We start from the raw sequence: 13,368 nt of genomic DNA, 5'->3' as shown, positions 1-13,368 counted from the left end.
GACACCCGCGGTGACCTGGCCCACGTGACCCACCGCACGCTCCGGCGCGAGCCAACCGTGCGCTGACGTGACGTTCGTCATCCCCGCAGCATCTCCGAGCTGTCCAACTGCGGCACATATCGCGGCATATGACACTGGCCGGTGGCACAGCGGCGTGGCTCACACCATTCCTATGCGGCACCGACACCCGCTATGGTCCCCGTCGGTGGGTCGAGGTCCCTCGCCCCACCGTGCCCTCGGGGGGAGGGAAGGAACCCAAGACGATGCCCGTACCCATACCGCGGCAGAGAGCGATCCCGGCCGTGGAGAGTGGTCAGGCGCAGGCCGCGTCCCCGCACGGCGGCTCGGCCGAGGAGTCCGCGAAGGACGCCTCGCCCACGGGCCGCACACCGGACACCGCCGGGAACACCACGGACAAGGTGGAGAACAACGCCGCCCACACCAACCTGACGCTGCTTTTGATCGAGGACGATCCGGCCGGCTCGCCGATCGTGCCGGACATGCTCGACCAGGCGGGCAAGCCGATCCGCGTCCGCACGGCCCGCAACCTGACGGAGGCCGGGCGGCTGCTGACCGACGACGTCCACTGCATCCTGCTGGACCTGGCGCTGCCCGCGCCCGGCCACAGCGACTCCGAGGACGAGCTCGCCGTGCTGCGACACGTGCTGGAGCTCGCGCCCCGGCACGCCGTCCTGGCGCTGACCGCCTCCGGCGACGCCGAGCGCGGCGCCGAGGCGGTGCGCGTCGGCGCCCAGGACTACCTCTTCCGCGACGAGCTGGACGGCAGGCTGCTGAGCCGGGCGATCCGCTACGCGGTGGAGCGCAAGCGTTCCGAGTCGGCCGAGCGCCGGCTCGCCGAGGGCCGGCTGCGGGCGCAGGAGAACCGGCGCCTGGAGCGCGGCCTGCTGCCGACGCCGCTGCTGGAGGGCTCCCCGCTGCGGTTCGCCGCGCGCTACCGCCCGGGCCGCTCGCGCGCACTGCTCGGCGGCGACTTCTACGACGTCGTGCGCACGCCGGACGGCACCGTGCACGCCATGATCGGCGACGTCTGCGGGCACGGACCGGACGAGGCCGCCCTCGGCGTGGAGCTGCGGATCGCCTGGCGCGCACTGACCCTGGCGGGTCTGTGCGGCGACCAGCTGCTGGGCACGCTCCAGCAGGTGCTGGAGCACGAGCGGGCCGACGACGAGATCTTCGCGACCCTGTGCACGGTGGACATCGCGCCGGACGGCCGCCGCGCCGGCCTGTGCCTGGCGGGTCACCCGTCGCCGCTGCTGGCCCGCCCGGGCAAGCCGGCCCGCCTGCTGCCGTACGACAACAACGGACCGGCCCTCGGACTGCTGCCCGGCGCCCGCTGGCCGCGGATGCAGGTGGAGCTGGGCGCCGAGTGGAGCCTGATGCTCTACACCGACGGCCTGATCGAGGGCCACATCGGCCAGGGCCGGGAGCGGCTCGGCCAGGACGGCATGACGGAGATGGTCCGCCGCCAGATCGCCGAGGGCCTGCGGGGCGAGCAGCTGCTGCGGGCTGCGGTGAACGAGGTGCGCGACCTCAACGGCGGCGAGCTGACGGACGACGTGGCGGTCCTGCTGCTGGACCGGGTGCCGTAGCCCCGGACACCCCCGCGGGGGGCTTTACCGGCCGCCGTTCCACGGGCCGTAGGGGCCGTCGCTGCTGGAGCCGCGCTGGCTGCGGCCGCCGCCCGGGAGCGCCCGGATCGCGGGCCGTACGTCGACCATGTACACGATCGTCGCGATGAGGCCGATGATCGGCAGGAACGACAGGATCGGGAAGAGCAGGTTCACCACGAAGGCGATCCCCAGGATGATCAGCCAGAAGGGCTTGGTCTTCTTGTCGGCCGCCCGGTAGGCGTCCTCCCGGCGCACAGCCGCGTCGAGCAACGCGAAGCCGCTGAAAACGATCAGGGCCATGCTCAGAAGCCACATAAACCCTGCGAAGCCCTGCATCAGCACAACGTCCACCACCTGACTCGGCTCGTCCTACGCGTCACCGTACCCGTACAACGGGCCGGGCACCCTCAGGGTGCCCGGCCCGTGTGACCGCTCCGCCGTCCTACTTCGCGGGCGGGGTGGTCTTCTTAGCGGTGGTGGTCTTGCGCGCCGGGGCCTTCTTGGCGACGGGCACCTTCTTCGCCGGGGCGGCGGCGGCCGGCTTCGCCGGCTCGTCCTTGACCTCGACGGGCTGCGGCTTCGGCTCGACGGCCACGGCCAGCTCCTCGACGCCCTCGGCGACGTCCTCGATGCTGTCGGCGGCCTCGCCGCGCCAGGTCCGCACGGCCTGCTCGCCGTGCTCGGCGACCTTCTCGTAGGTCTCACGGGCCTTGACGGCGTACTCGGCGGCCACGCCGACGCCGCGCAGCGCGAAGTCCTGGGCGCTCTCGCCGAACTTCTTCAGGTCCGCGTCGATGGTGCTGCCGAGCTTCTTGATGTCGACATCGATGGAGCCGATGAACTCCGTGACCTTGGCCTGCAGGGTCTCCTGCGTCTCCTTGACGCGGGCGGAGGCCTCCTTGGCCCGGGCGGACGCCTTCTCCTGGACGGCCTTGGTGTCGGTGTTGCGTACGGCGTCGATCCGCGCGGGCGCCTCGGAGCGCAGCTGCTCGACCAGGGCCGGCACCTTCTTGGCCTGCTGAAGCGCCAGGTCGGCGGTGCCTGCGGCGAAGTAGAGCGGGGTCGGGTCGCTGAGGGTCTTGCGCAGGTCGTCGGTGATGGCCATGGTGATGGTCCTCCCGGATTTCTCGCTTGAGGGTTCGGCTGAGGGTTGTGTGATCCGCGGCAGAGCGGCCGGTGCCCTGGTCCGGCTCAGCCGGCCGTCTGCTGCGGGTCGATGTCGCTGCCGTCGTTCTTGCTGAGGCTCTTATTGACGCTCTTGCCGGTGCTCTTACGGCTGCGGCGCCGGACGGGCTGAGCGCCCGCGGCCGGTCCGGGCGCAGGTATCTCGGCTCCGGCACCGGGAGCGTCCCCGTCGACGCTCACCACACCGTCCCCGGGGACGACGCCGACGACACCCGGAGCGTCCGAGCCGTCACCGCTCCCGAACCCGTTCTCCTTGCGGAAGGACTCGTAGATCTGCAGCAGCACCTGCTTCTGGCGCTCGTTCAGCGCGGGGTCGGCGAGGATGACGGCGCGCGTCTCCACCTCGTCCCGGTCCCGCTCGGCGTCGAGGATGCCGGCCCGGACGTACAGCGTCTCGGCGGAGATCCGCAGGGCCTTGGCGACCTGCTGCAACACCTCCGCGCTCGGCTTGCGCAGCCCGCGCTCGATCTGGCTCAGATACGGATTGGACACCCCGGCGGCATCGGCGAGCTGCCGGAGCGACAGCTGCGCGGTGCGCCGCTGTTCGCGCAGATAGTCACCGAGATTGCCGACGTTGAGCGATGCCATGCCTCCACAGTGCAACACCTCGCTAACTATTGCAAGCACCCGCTTGCAAAAGTGCGCCACGCCACCCGGCCGTCGCTGATGAGCCTGAGCACGATAGGTGTCGCATTTGCACGACAACTGTCGTAGGGAGCACGGAACTACGCCAGAACGATCAGGCCGCGAGCACGGAAGCCTCGGGCCCCGCGTCACCTCGCGGGTGTGACCGGTGCACACACGCCGCGCGGCGCCCGATGCCGGGCCCCCGGTCAGCCGGCTTCCGTCAGGGCCGCGTGCGCGGCGGCGAGGATCTCCTCGGAGAGCGGGGAGCCCTGGGTGGCCCGGGACAGGACCAGAGCACCGACCAGGATGCACAGCCGGGCGAGGCCGCTCTCGCCGCCCCCGACGGCCTCGACGGGGGCGAGGAACGCGGCGAAGTCGGCCACGCCCTCCGCGTAGGTACGGCGCGCCTCGCGGCCTTCGGGTCCGCGCGCGACGTCGATGGCGAGAGCCGCGACCGGGCAGCCGTCCGCCGCGTTGTCACGGTGTTCGACGGAGAGGTAAACGTCGATCAGGGCCCGCTGAGCGGCATCCCGCTGCCCGTTGTGCCGCTCGAGCCCGGCCGCATTGCGCCGTGCGAACTCATCGAAGGCGTGGGCGGTGACCTCATCGACGAGCGCTTCCTTGGAGGCGAACTGCTTGTAGAAGGCACCGTGGGTGAGGCCGGCCGCCTTCATGAGATCGGCGACGCTGACGTGGGTGCCCTGCTCCCGGAACAGCCGCGACGCGGTGTCCACCACCCGCCTGCGATTTTCCTCCGCCTGCGCCTGCGATACGCGGCCCATGGCCACCTCCCATTTGGATGTCGACTGGCATCTATCGTAGTCTGGCGTTTAGATTGTTGTCGCAATCTAATTGGCGCGGGTGTCCCGACGGCGCCCGAAACGGAGATGATGATGAAGGCCTTCGTGGTCGAGAAGTACAGTGATGCGGCCGGAATGCGCGCCGCCGAGATACCTGACCCTCAGGTGGGCGCCGACGACGTCCTGGTCAAGATCCACGCGGCGGGCGTCAACCCGCTGGACATGAAGATCCGCAATGGTGACCTCAAGGTGATCCTGCCCTACCGTCTCCCGCTCGTCCTGGGCAACGACCTCGCCGGGACCGTCGTCCGGGTCGGATCGTCCGTCGACCGCTTCGTCGTGGGCGACGAGGTCTACGCGCGGCCTGACAAGGACCGCATCGGCACCTTCGCCGAACTCCTCGCCGTCCACCAGGACGACCTCGCCCCCAAGCCCGCCACGCTCACCATGACCGAGGCCGCCTCCCTCCCCCTGGTCGCGCTGACCGCCTGGCAGGCCCTGGTCGAGCGGGCCCACGTACAGCCGGGCCAGAAGGTCTTCATCCACGCGGGCGCCGGCGGCCTCGGTTCCATCGCCGTCCAGCTGGCCAAGGCACTGGGCGCGTACGTGGCCACCACCGCGAGCACCGCCAAGGTCGACCTGGTCAAGGAACTCGGCGCAGACGAAGTCATCGACTACCGCACACAGGACTTCACCGAAATCCTCCACGGCTACGACGTCGTCCTGGACTCCCTCGGCGGCGAGAACCTCGCCAAGTCCCTGCGCGTCCTCAAGCCCGGCGGCCAGGCCATCTCCGTCGTGGGCCCGCCCGACCCGGCCACCGCCCGCGAGCTCGGCTCGAACCCGGTCGTGCGCCTGGCCGTCACCGCCCTCAGCGCCAAGACCCGGCGCCAGGCCAAGCGCCTCGGCGTCACCTACGCCTTCCTGTTCATGAAGGCCAGCGGCGCCCAACTCCGCGAACTCACCCCCCTCATCGACGCCGGGAAGATCCGCCCCATCGTCGACCGGGTCTTCCCCTTCGACGAGACCCTCCAGGCCATGGAGTACGCCGAGAAGGGCCGCCCGAAAGCCGGCAAGGTCGTCGTCTCCATGACGTGAGCACAGGGCACCGCTACCAGCAGCTGATCCTCTTCGAGACTCTCGAACCCGTGCAGCCGCCCCGTGGACACCAGCGACTCCAGACCGGGCCGGTGCCGCTGCTCCCGCCGCCAGGTGAACCCCCGCATCGGCCCGCGGCTCGCCACCGGCACCTGCTCCAGGTGGCGGACCGGGCCCGTGATCTCGTCCCCGGCGTACTTCCACGTCGCCGTCCACCGATCCGGCCACCCATCGGACAGGTCCATGCCTCCCCGTCCCGCGTCCAGCCCGACCGGGACCAGCAGGTCCGTCCACGTACAGCGATGGGACCACAAGGAGTCCCGGGTATCGCTCATGTTCCCAGGGAAGCCGCACGCCTCCCCTGGGAGGGGCGATCTTCGAAGTTGACGACGACTTGCCTGCAAAGAGCGCGGATCACGTCAGGAACGATGCGCTCAGAGCTTCACGAAAGGGCACGTCGGGACGGAAGGATGACGACACCTATCGTGCTCATGCTCAGTCGCTGATGTGTGACTCTCAGCGAAACTGGCCTTGGTGCGCCGTACGGTGACGCCCTGGTCGAGCGTGGCACGCTCGGCGGGCTGCAGGTCGGCCGCGCGGAGGAAGTCGGCGACCTTGCCGGGCAGGTCGAGGGCGACCGGCAGCTCCGGGGCCAGGGCGTCCGGAGCAGCGGCCGTGTACTCGGCAGGAGGTCGGCGACGGCGGTTCGGATGGCGCCGCGGCTGACGTCGTGGTCGCGTTGCGAGGGCGGCGATGGAGCGGCCTTCCAGATACGCGGTGCGCACGGCGCCCACCTTCCCCGCCACTACGGCCGGGCGGCGGCCGCCCTTGTTGCCCTTGGCCACGGCCGCCCTCAGCCCGTCGTAAGTCAGCTCGCGCTGGAGGTCACCCTGGAGCTCCCCGGCGGCGGCGAGGGTCTGCACCATGAACTTCACGGTGGACAGCGGCTCCCCGGTGCCGCGGACACCGCTGTTGGCGATTCCCCGAGTCGACACAGAGGTGCGGCTCGTCCGGTCCGGCACGCGTCAACGCCGGTTCGAGTCAGCCGATGGAGGAGATGCCGCCCTCGCGGGCGTCGAGCAGCTCGTCCCAGTGCTCGGCCGCCCATTGGCACGCGGCGGCCAGCGGCTCCAGCATGCTGCGGCCCAGCGGTGTCAGCGCGTACTCCACCCGCAGTTTCGGGTCGGCGTGCACGGTACGTGACACGAACCCGTTCCGCTCCAAGCCGCGGAGCGACTGGGTGAGCGCCTTCGGGGTGACGCGACTCAGTGGTACGCGGAGTTCGGAGTATCTGCGCGGGCCGTCGTCCAGGCAGCGGAGGACCATGGATGCCCATTTGTCACCGAAGCGGAAAGGCAGCAGCGGGGACGGGCACAGCTCGTCGAACAAGTCGGGTGGCAGCGGTGGCCGTTGCGTCATCGAGGGTCTCCCGTCTCAGGTCTTGGTATCCAGCTGGATACCGACCTTCTGGATATCTTCCGGAGCATCGACTCAACGGGAGGTATTCCGACGATGGGCAGGATCGTGGTTGTCGGGGCGGGTGGCTGCCCGACTGCTCGACAACCTCACTGATCCGCACCCGTCCTCCTCTGGCCGGAAGGCAGTCGGCTTGCCGCACCTCAAGTCAACGTCAGATGTGCAGTAACGGGCATCGAATGAACACCATCATTTCGCCCCATAAAGGTAAGGCAGGACATTATGCGTGCAGCCCGCTTCCATGAATACGGCGGAGCGGAGAGCCTGGTGATCGAGCAGGCCCCCGACCCCAACCCCGGACCCGGTGAGATCCGTGTCCGCGTCGCGGCGGCCAGTGTCAATCCCATCGACTGGAAGCTGCGCGCCGGCACCCTGCACCAGCTGATTCCCCTGGAGCTACCCGCCATCCCCGGGCGCGACGCCGCCGGCGTGGTCGACGAAATAGGTGACGGGGTGGAGGGGGTGAGCATCGGCGACCGCGTCTTCGGGCTGGGCGGTGTCACCGGCGCAACCGCAGAGCTGGTCATCCTCTCAGCCTGGGCCCACGCCCCCGACACGTGGAACGACGAGCAGGCCGCGGGCGCCGGCCTCGCATCCGTGACCGCGATGCGTGGCCTGACCGCGCTCGGCTCCCTGGCGGGTCGCACCCTTCTCGTCGAGGGCGCGGCCGGAGGCGTGGGCGGCGCGGCAGTCGAGATCGCTGTGGCACAAGGTGCCACCGTGATCGGGACAGCCAGCGAACGCAACCACGAGTTCCTCACCTCTCTCGGCGCCGTTCCCACCACCTACGGCCCCGGCCTCGCGCAGCGCCTCTCCACTCTCGCCCCGCACGGCGTCGACATCGCGCTCGACACCGCGGCCTCCGGATCCCTGGACCACCTCGTCGCGATCACGGGCGACCCGACACGCGTCGCGACCGTCGCCGACCACGCAGGCGGGCAGCGCCTCGGCACGCATGTGGTCAACGCGGAGAACGACTCCACCCTCTTGTCCGCGGCCGCGGAACTGGGCCGGCAAGGCCGCTACACACCCCGTATCGAACAGACCTACCCCCTGGAGCGGATCGCCGACGCCCACGCGCACGCCGAGCGCGGACGCACACGCGGAAAGATCGTGATCTGCATCTGAAGCGGGGGCACGGCGCAGATGCGCCAGTCCGCCAAGCGATGGGTGCACGGTGACCTGCACCCCGCGAACGTCGTCGTCGCGGACGGCATACTGGCAGGCGTCGTCGACTTCGGCGCACTCTTCGCTGGCGACCCGGCCTGGGATCTTGCGGCCGCCTGGATGCTGCTCCCCGCAGGCGGCGCCCCTCGGTTCTTCAACAGCTACGCACAGGCGGATGAGTCGGCGATCCGACGAGCACGCGGGCCGGCCGCGTGATGCTGATGGGCCAGAACGGGAACCGCGGCCTGCCCGGCGGCCGCCCTGTGCTGACCATGTACTGAAGCCCGGGCCGGTGGCGCTGGGCGGCGGCGAGCCGGCTCCCCCTGTACAACGCCCCCTCCTCTCGGCCCAGTTCCTGCCAGGCGTTGGCCGCCTCGGTCAGGTTCCGGTGCACACGCAGGCGTTCGCGGTCGTCACCCTGCCCGCGAAGGGCACCTACGTCATCGAGCTGCCGAAGCCGACCCGCGATGCGCCCGAGGAGGGCGAACCGAACGCCTGAACCCCGCCTCTCCCTCAGGCGGCCTCAGCCTCCGATGATGCAAAAGGGATGCCCCGCCGGATCCGTCAGCACCCGCCACCTGCCCGGGTTCGGCTGCTGCTCCGGCCTGCCCGCACCCAACTCCACCAGCCGCTCCTCGGCCTCGTCCAGGTCCTCGACCCTGAAGCAGCAGTGCAGCTGCTGAGGAACCTCCTGGTCGGGCCAGCTCGGAGCCCGGTAGCCGTCGACCCGCTGGAAGCCGAGGGAGAGTCCGCCCTCACCGCTCAGCGCGGCGAACTCGGCGTTCGACTTCGGATGCCGTTCCAGCCCGGTGGCCTGCTGGTAGAACGCCGCGAGGGCGAGCGGATCAGCGCAGTCCAGGGTTATCGCGCTCAACTTCATCCGGCCAGCACCTCCTGACAGTCCGACCAGGCGGCTTGGCTCAGCAGGGGACGGATACGGGTGAAGAGGCTGAGGAGTTCGGGTCCCCACTGGTCGCGGAAGGCGGGGTCGAGGCGAGCGAGGTCGGTCTCGTTGGCGGCGGACAACTCGGCGAAGTCGCGCCGCGACCGGGGCTCCGGGATGTGGCTCAGGCCGGTGAACCGGTCATGAAAAGGTCCGTCGGCATCCGCGAGCGTCGGATAGGTGGCCCTGCGATCGCACGAGGCGTACAGGTACACCAGGGCCTCGGCCTCGGCACCGACCGCCGCCGCGAGTTCGCCACGGCGGTCCAGGGGCAGCAGGGCTTCGGGGAAGCCATCGGTTCCGTAGAACGCGTGGCACAGGCCCGCCAGTTGCAGGGCCGGGCGGGCGCCCCACGCCGCGAGTTGTCCCTGGACCCGTGTGAGGTGGGCGAGGAGGGTGCCACCCGGATGGGCGATGTCCGCCGCGCCGAGGCCGCGCAGGAGCGCGACGGCCGGTCCGGAGTCGGGAGGGGAGACAGGCACAGGGGGAGTCCTTCCAGCAGTGGTCGGGCGTCAATCATCAAATCGGTGGACGACCCGGGCCGGCCACCGATTTGATCCCCGTCGTGACGACTCCGCAGCAAGCCCTGGTCCGGTCCGCCGCCCGCAACAACGCCGAGTGGTGTGCGGTGATGTGCCGGACCCACGAGGTGGACAGCGGGTTCGGGAAGGAAGCCTGGGCCGCCGCCCGGCGGACGCCTCTCTACTACCCCGACGCCGTGACGCTGGAGCCGGGCGCCGACCCGGAGGCGCTCGTCGCGCGCATCGACACGGCATCGCCCGGGGCCTCGGTGAAGGACAGTTTCGCCGACCTCGATCTGACCGGGGCCGGGTTCCGGGTGCTGTTCGAGGCGGAGTGGATCCACCGTCCGGCGGGTGTTCCCGTCGCCGCGCCGGACCTCACCTGGGATGCCGTGAGAGATCCGGACGCGCTGCGCGACTGGGCCCGGGCCTGGGACGGCGGGGGCGGCAACGCGGACCTGTTCGGGGCTGGGCTGCTCGACGACCCGGAGACGTTCGTGCTCGCCGGGCGGTCCGCCGACGGCCGGGTGACCGTCGGAGCGGTGGCCTGCCGAAGCAGTCACGTGGTCGGCGTGTCCAACGTCTTCGGACCTCCCGAGGTGGCCTGGCCCCTCGTCCTGCACGCGGCCTGCCGGCTCTTCCCCGCCCTGCCCGTCGTGGGCTACGAGCGGGGAGACGACCTGGCGGCCGCCGTCCGCCACGGCTTCGAGGCCGTCGGACCGCTCCGGGTGTGGGTGCGGGAACGCCCGGCCTGAGCCACCCGGCGTCACCCCGGCTTGTACGCCAGGAACGTGCCCACCTGCCTCTTCGTCCCTCCCTCCGGCTCCTGCACCACCCGCGTCGTGACCACCAGGCCCGCCCGGTGGAGGAGTTCGGCGATGCGGTCCGGCGGGAGCAGGTACGACGCGTAGGACACCGGATGGTCGCCATAGGCGTGAGTCGGGCGGAGTCGCTCGCCGTCGCCGACATGGCCGGCCAGCATCAGCCGGCCGCCGGGCGCGAGGGTGCGGTGGAACTCGGAGAACACGGTCGGCAGCCACTGCGGCGGGGTGTGGTGGGTGGCGTAGTACGCGAGGATGCCGCCGAGCTCGCCGCCGGTGATGTCCAGCGCGGTCATCGAACCGACGCTGAAGCGGAGTTCCGGGTACGCCGCCCGGGCCAGCTCGATCATCCTCGGCGACACGTCCACGCCGAACGCCGGCACCCCGAGGGCCGCCAGATGTGCCGTCACCTTGCCGGGGCCGCAGCCCAGGTCGGCGACCGGCCCGGGGTGCGGGGGCCGTACGAGGTCGGCGAACGCGGCCAGCATCGCGCGGGACACCGGGTCCAGTGCGGCCGGTTCCTTGACGCGCCGGGCGTAGTCGGCGGCGACGGTGTCGTAGGACTCGCGGACAGCGGTGAGGTGGGAGGGCTCGGTCATGCCGCGAACCTAGGCGACGGCGTGACCCGACCCGTACTCCGACGCCGGTACGCCGGGTTACTCCCGCCGTGCGACGACCCCGCGCCCCCCGTTCGGCACCGTGTCCGACGTGGACACGCCTACCGAACAGAAGCCGGGCAAGCCGAGGAAGCCGCGCCCGGGCCCGCCGCCGAGGCTCGGCCGCCCGGCCCGCCGGGCCGCTCTCGCCCTGCACGTCATCGCCTCCGCCGGCTGGCTCGGGCTCACGCTCGGACTGCTCGCGCTCGGGATCACCGCCGCCACCACCGGGTCCGCCGGGACCGTGGAGGCCTCCGTGCGGGCCATGAAGCTCTTCGCCGACTGGCTCCTGCTGCCCGTCGCGTTCCTCACGCTCCTCAGCGGCCTGCTGCTGTCGCTGGGCACGAAGTGGGGCCTGGCCCGGTACCGGTGGGTGTACACGAAGTTCTGGCTGACCCTCGCGACGACCACCGCCACGGTGTTCGCGCTGCGGCCCGGGGTGAACTCCGCGGTCACCGCCGTCGCCGCGGGCGGGCCGCTGCCGGACGCCGGTGACGTGCTGTTCGGGCCGGTCGTGTCGCTGTCCGCGTACGTCTTCATGACGGTGATCTCCGTCCTGAAGCCATGGGGGAAGACCCGCCGTGGTCGCAGAATGGCAAAGGCATTTGCCTAAAGTCTTTAGGCAAGGGCACACTCTCTTCAGGCAGAAGGGAGAGCCCTCATGGCACGCGTAGGACTGACGCCCGAGCGTCTGACCGAGGCCGGCGCCGAGCTCGCCGACGAGGTCGGCTTCGAGCAGGTCACCGTCTCGGCACTCGCCCGGCGGTTCGACGTCAGGGTCGCGAGCCTCTACTCGCACGTGCGGAACTCCCACGACCTGAAGACGAGGATCGCCCTGCTCGCCCTCACGGAAATGGCCGACCGGGCCGCCGAGGCCCTGGCCGGACGGGCCGGCAAGGACGCCTTGGCCGCCCTCGCGAACGTGTACCGCGACTACGCCCGGGAACACCCGGGCCGCTACTCGGCGGCCCAGCTACGGCTCGATCCGCAAGCGGCGGCCGCGAGCGCCGGTGTCCGGCACGCGCAGATGACCCGGGCGCTGCTGCGCGGCTACGACCTGACGGAGCCGGACCAGACCCACGCGGTCCGGCTGCTCGGCAGCGTCTTCCACGGCTACGTCAGTCTGGAGCTCGGCGGCGGTTTCAGCCACAGCGCCCCGGACACCGAGGAGACCTGGGCCCGGATCCTCGACGCCCTCGACACGCTGCTGCGGAACTGGCCCGTGGCCCCTACCGATCCCCGAGGCTGACACCCATGCACACCGAGCACGACTGGATCACCACCCCGATCACGGCGGACCTGCTGCGCGGCGCCCTCGACGTGGAGCGCACCGAGCACGGTCTGCTCCCCCACCGGCTCCCCGCCCGGGCCCGCGCGCAGAACAGCAACGCGCAGCTGGCGATGGCCGAGGCCCAGCCCTCCGGCGTACGCCTGGTGTTCCGTACCGCCGCGACCGCCGTCGAACTGGACACGCTGCGCACCAAGCGCGACTACACCGGCTTCCCGCCGCGCCCGGACGGGCTGTACGACCTGCTCGTCGACGGCGTCCGGGCCGGCCAGGCCGCGGGGACCGGCGGCAACGTCCTCACCGTGGACCTCGCCACCTGGGCGGGCGAGGTCACGCCCGGCCCGGTCGGCACCGTGCGCTTCACGGGTCTGCCCGCGCGGGACAAGGACGTCGAGATCTGGCTGCCGCACAACGAGACCACCGAGCTGGTCGCCCTGCGCACGGACGCGCCCGTCACGCCCGCGGCGGACCGGGGCCGCCGGGTGTGGCTGCACCACGGCAGCTCGATCAGCCACGGTTCGGACGCCGCGAGCCCCACGGCCATCTGGCCGGCGATCGCCGCGCTGCGCGGCGGTGTGGAGCTGGTCAACCTCGGCTTCGGGGGCAGCGCGATGCTCGACCCGTTCACCGCGCGTGCCATGCGGGACACCCCGGCCGACCTGATCAGCGTCAAGATGGGCATCAACATCGTCAACCAGGACGCGATGCGGCTGCGCGCCTTCGGTCCCGCCGTGCACGGTTTCCTCGACACGATCCGCGACGGGCACCCGGACACCCCGCTGCTGCTCGTCTCCCCCATCCACTGCGCCATCCACGAGGACACCCCCGGCCCCACCGCCCCCGACGGCGACGAGATCGGCAAGGGCCGCCTGGTCTTCGCCCCGATGGGCGACCCGGCGGAGACGCCCATGGGCAAACTCACCCTGACGGTCATCCGTGAGGAACTGTCCCGCATCGTCGAACAGCGCGCCGCCGACGACCCGAACCTCCACTACCTCGACGGCCTCGCCCTCTACGGCCCGAAGGACGCCACCGCCCTCCCCCTGCCCGACCACGTCCACCCGGACGCCGCCACCCACGACCACATCGGCACCCGCTTCCACGAACTGGCCTTCACGAAGGGAGGGCCTTTCGGCTGAGGTCGGTCCGTCAGTC

Annotated in this window: 16 protein-coding genes and 1 pseudogene; 8 read left to right on the top strand and 9 right to left on the bottom strand. The window is 71.1% G+C overall.

The genetic code is table 11. The features are described 5' to 3' along the window. The first annotated feature begins 263 nt into the window (after positions 1-263). Positions 264-1,610, top strand: coding sequence for a PP2C family protein-serine/threonine phosphatase (locus HNR57_RS17995; protein WP_184561028.1), 1,347 nt, complete (start codon positions 264-266; stop codon positions 1,608-1,610). Positions 1,611-1,634: 24 nt separating this feature from the next. Here the strand turns inward: HNR57_RS17995 and HNR57_RS17990 are convergent, their stop codons facing one another. The 4 genes from HNR57_RS17990 to HNR57_RS17975 all read right to left on the bottom strand — a co-directional run bounded on the left by HNR57_RS17990 (position 1,635) and on the right by HNR57_RS17975 (position 4,225). Further along, positions 1,635-1,967 carry a DUF2516 family protein gene (locus HNR57_RS17990; protein ID WP_078945429.1) on the bottom strand — a complete coding sequence of 111 codons (333 nt, stop codon included), beginning with the start codon at positions 1,965-1,967 and terminating at the stop codon, positions 1,635-1,637. Between the two features lie 106 nt (positions 1,968-2,073). Next, positions 2,074-2,736 carry a hypothetical protein gene (locus HNR57_RS17985; protein WP_184561027.1) on the bottom strand — a complete coding sequence of 221 codons (663 nt, stop codon included), beginning with the start codon at positions 2,734-2,736 and terminating at the stop codon, positions 2,074-2,076. 86 nt (positions 2,737-2,822) lie between these two features. Beyond that, the gene (locus tag HNR57_RS17980; protein WP_184561026.1) at positions 2,823-3,404 is read right to left on the bottom strand and encodes a helix-turn-helix domain-containing protein; all 582 of its coding nucleotides are present in this window, start codon (positions 3,402-3,404) and stop codon (positions 2,823-2,825) included. 245 nt (positions 3,405-3,649) lie between these two features. Further along, positions 3,650-4,225 carry a TetR/AcrR family transcriptional regulator gene (locus HNR57_RS17975; RefSeq protein ID WP_184561025.1) on the bottom strand — a complete coding sequence of 192 codons (576 nt, stop codon included), beginning with the start codon at positions 4,223-4,225 and terminating at the stop codon, positions 3,650-3,652. Between the two features lie 111 nt (positions 4,226-4,336). Between HNR57_RS17975 and HNR57_RS17970 the strand changes: the two genes are divergently transcribed. Next, positions 4,337-5,341, top strand: coding sequence for an NADP-dependent oxidoreductase (locus HNR57_RS17970; protein WP_184561024.1), 1,005 nt, complete (start codon positions 4,337-4,339; stop codon positions 5,339-5,341). A 434-nt stretch (positions 5,342-5,775) separates the two neighbouring features. On the opposite strand, the gene HNR57_RS17965 is transcribed toward HNR57_RS17970, so the two are convergent. Together HNR57_RS17965 and HNR57_RS17960 are read right to left on the bottom strand one after the other, a co-directional pair. Beyond that, positions 5,776-6,336: a hypothetical protein gene (locus tag HNR57_RS17965; protein ID WP_246554728.1), complete on the bottom strand. Its 561-nt coding sequence runs from the start codon at positions 6,334-6,336 to the stop codon at positions 5,776-5,778. 46 nt (positions 6,337-6,382) lie between these two features. Beyond that, positions 6,383-6,760 carry a winged helix-turn-helix transcriptional regulator gene (locus HNR57_RS17960; protein ID WP_138047866.1) on the bottom strand — a complete coding sequence of 126 codons (378 nt, stop codon included), beginning with the start codon at positions 6,758-6,760 and terminating at the stop codon, positions 6,383-6,385. Positions 6,761-7,039: 279 nt separating this feature from the next. Here HNR57_RS17960 and HNR57_RS17955 point away from each other — a divergent pair, with 279 nt between their 5' ends. Both HNR57_RS17955 and HNR57_RS17950 read left to right on the top strand, forming a co-directional pair. After that, a complete protein-coding gene (locus HNR57_RS17955) occupies positions 7,040-7,945 on the top strand; it encodes an NADP-dependent oxidoreductase (protein ID WP_184561023.1) in 906 nt (301 codons plus the stop codon). 39 nt (positions 7,946-7,984) lie between these two features. Next, positions 7,985-8,265, top strand: a pseudogene (locus HNR57_RS17950) (phosphotransferase); the annotation flags it as partial. Between the two features lie 242 nt (positions 8,266-8,507). On the opposite strand, the gene HNR57_RS17945 reads toward HNR57_RS17950, so the two are convergent. Further along, positions 8,508-8,864 carry a VOC family protein gene (locus tag HNR57_RS17945; protein WP_184561022.1) on the bottom strand — a complete coding sequence of 119 codons (357 nt, stop codon included), beginning with the start codon at positions 8,862-8,864 and terminating at the stop codon, positions 8,508-8,510. After that, a complete protein-coding gene (locus HNR57_RS17940; protein WP_184561021.1) occupies positions 8,861-9,409 on the bottom strand; it encodes a DUF6817 domain-containing protein in 549 nt (182 codons plus the stop codon). Before HNR57_RS17940 ends, HNR57_RS17945 begins: the two co-directional genes overlap by 4 nt. Positions 9,410-9,492: 83 nt before the next feature. On the opposite strand from HNR57_RS17940, the gene HNR57_RS17935 reads away from it, so the two are divergent. Further along, on the top strand, positions 9,493-10,203 hold the full coding sequence (locus tag HNR57_RS17935) for a hypothetical protein (protein ID WP_184561020.1): 711 nt from the start codon (positions 9,493-9,495) through the stop codon (positions 10,201-10,203). 11 nt (positions 10,204-10,214) lie between these two features. Here HNR57_RS17935 and HNR57_RS17930 read toward each other — a convergent pair whose 3' ends face one another. Beyond that, complete coding sequence (locus HNR57_RS17930) at positions 10,215-10,868, bottom strand: class I SAM-dependent methyltransferase (RefSeq protein WP_184561019.1); 654 nt, start codon at positions 10,866-10,868, stop codon at positions 10,215-10,217. Positions 10,869-11,076: 208 nt separating this feature from the next. Here HNR57_RS17930 and HNR57_RS17925 point away from each other — a divergent pair, with 208 nt between their 5' ends. Genes HNR57_RS17925 through HNR57_RS17915 form a run of 3 tightly spaced genes read left to right on the top strand, consistent with a single transcriptional unit; the run spans position 11,077 to position 13,352 of the window. Beyond that, positions 11,077-11,538, top strand: a complete 462-nt coding sequence (locus tag HNR57_RS17925; protein ID WP_184561431.1) for a DUF2269 domain-containing protein — start codon at positions 11,077-11,079, stop codon at positions 11,536-11,538. A gap of 48 nt (positions 11,539-11,586) precedes the next feature. After that, the gene (locus HNR57_RS17920) at positions 11,587-12,174 is read left to right on the top strand and encodes a TetR/AcrR family transcriptional regulator (protein ID WP_184561018.1); all 588 of its coding nucleotides are present in this window, start codon (positions 11,587-11,589) and stop codon (positions 12,172-12,174) included. 5 nt (positions 12,175-12,179) lie between these two features. After that, positions 12,180-13,352, top strand: coding sequence for a GDSL-type esterase/lipase family protein (locus HNR57_RS17915; RefSeq protein WP_184561017.1), 1,173 nt, complete (start codon positions 12,180-12,182; stop codon positions 13,350-13,352). Positions 13,353-13,368 lie beyond the last annotated feature (16 nt).

It is taken from the genome of Streptomyces paradoxus (assembly GCF_014202475.1).
In the GTDB taxonomy this organism is placed as follows: domain Bacteria; phylum Actinomycetota; class Actinomycetes; order Streptomycetales; family Streptomycetaceae; genus Streptomyces; species Streptomyces paradoxus.
Note: the sequence above shows the minus strand (reverse complement) of the source record. Positions and strands in the feature narration are given on the sequence as shown.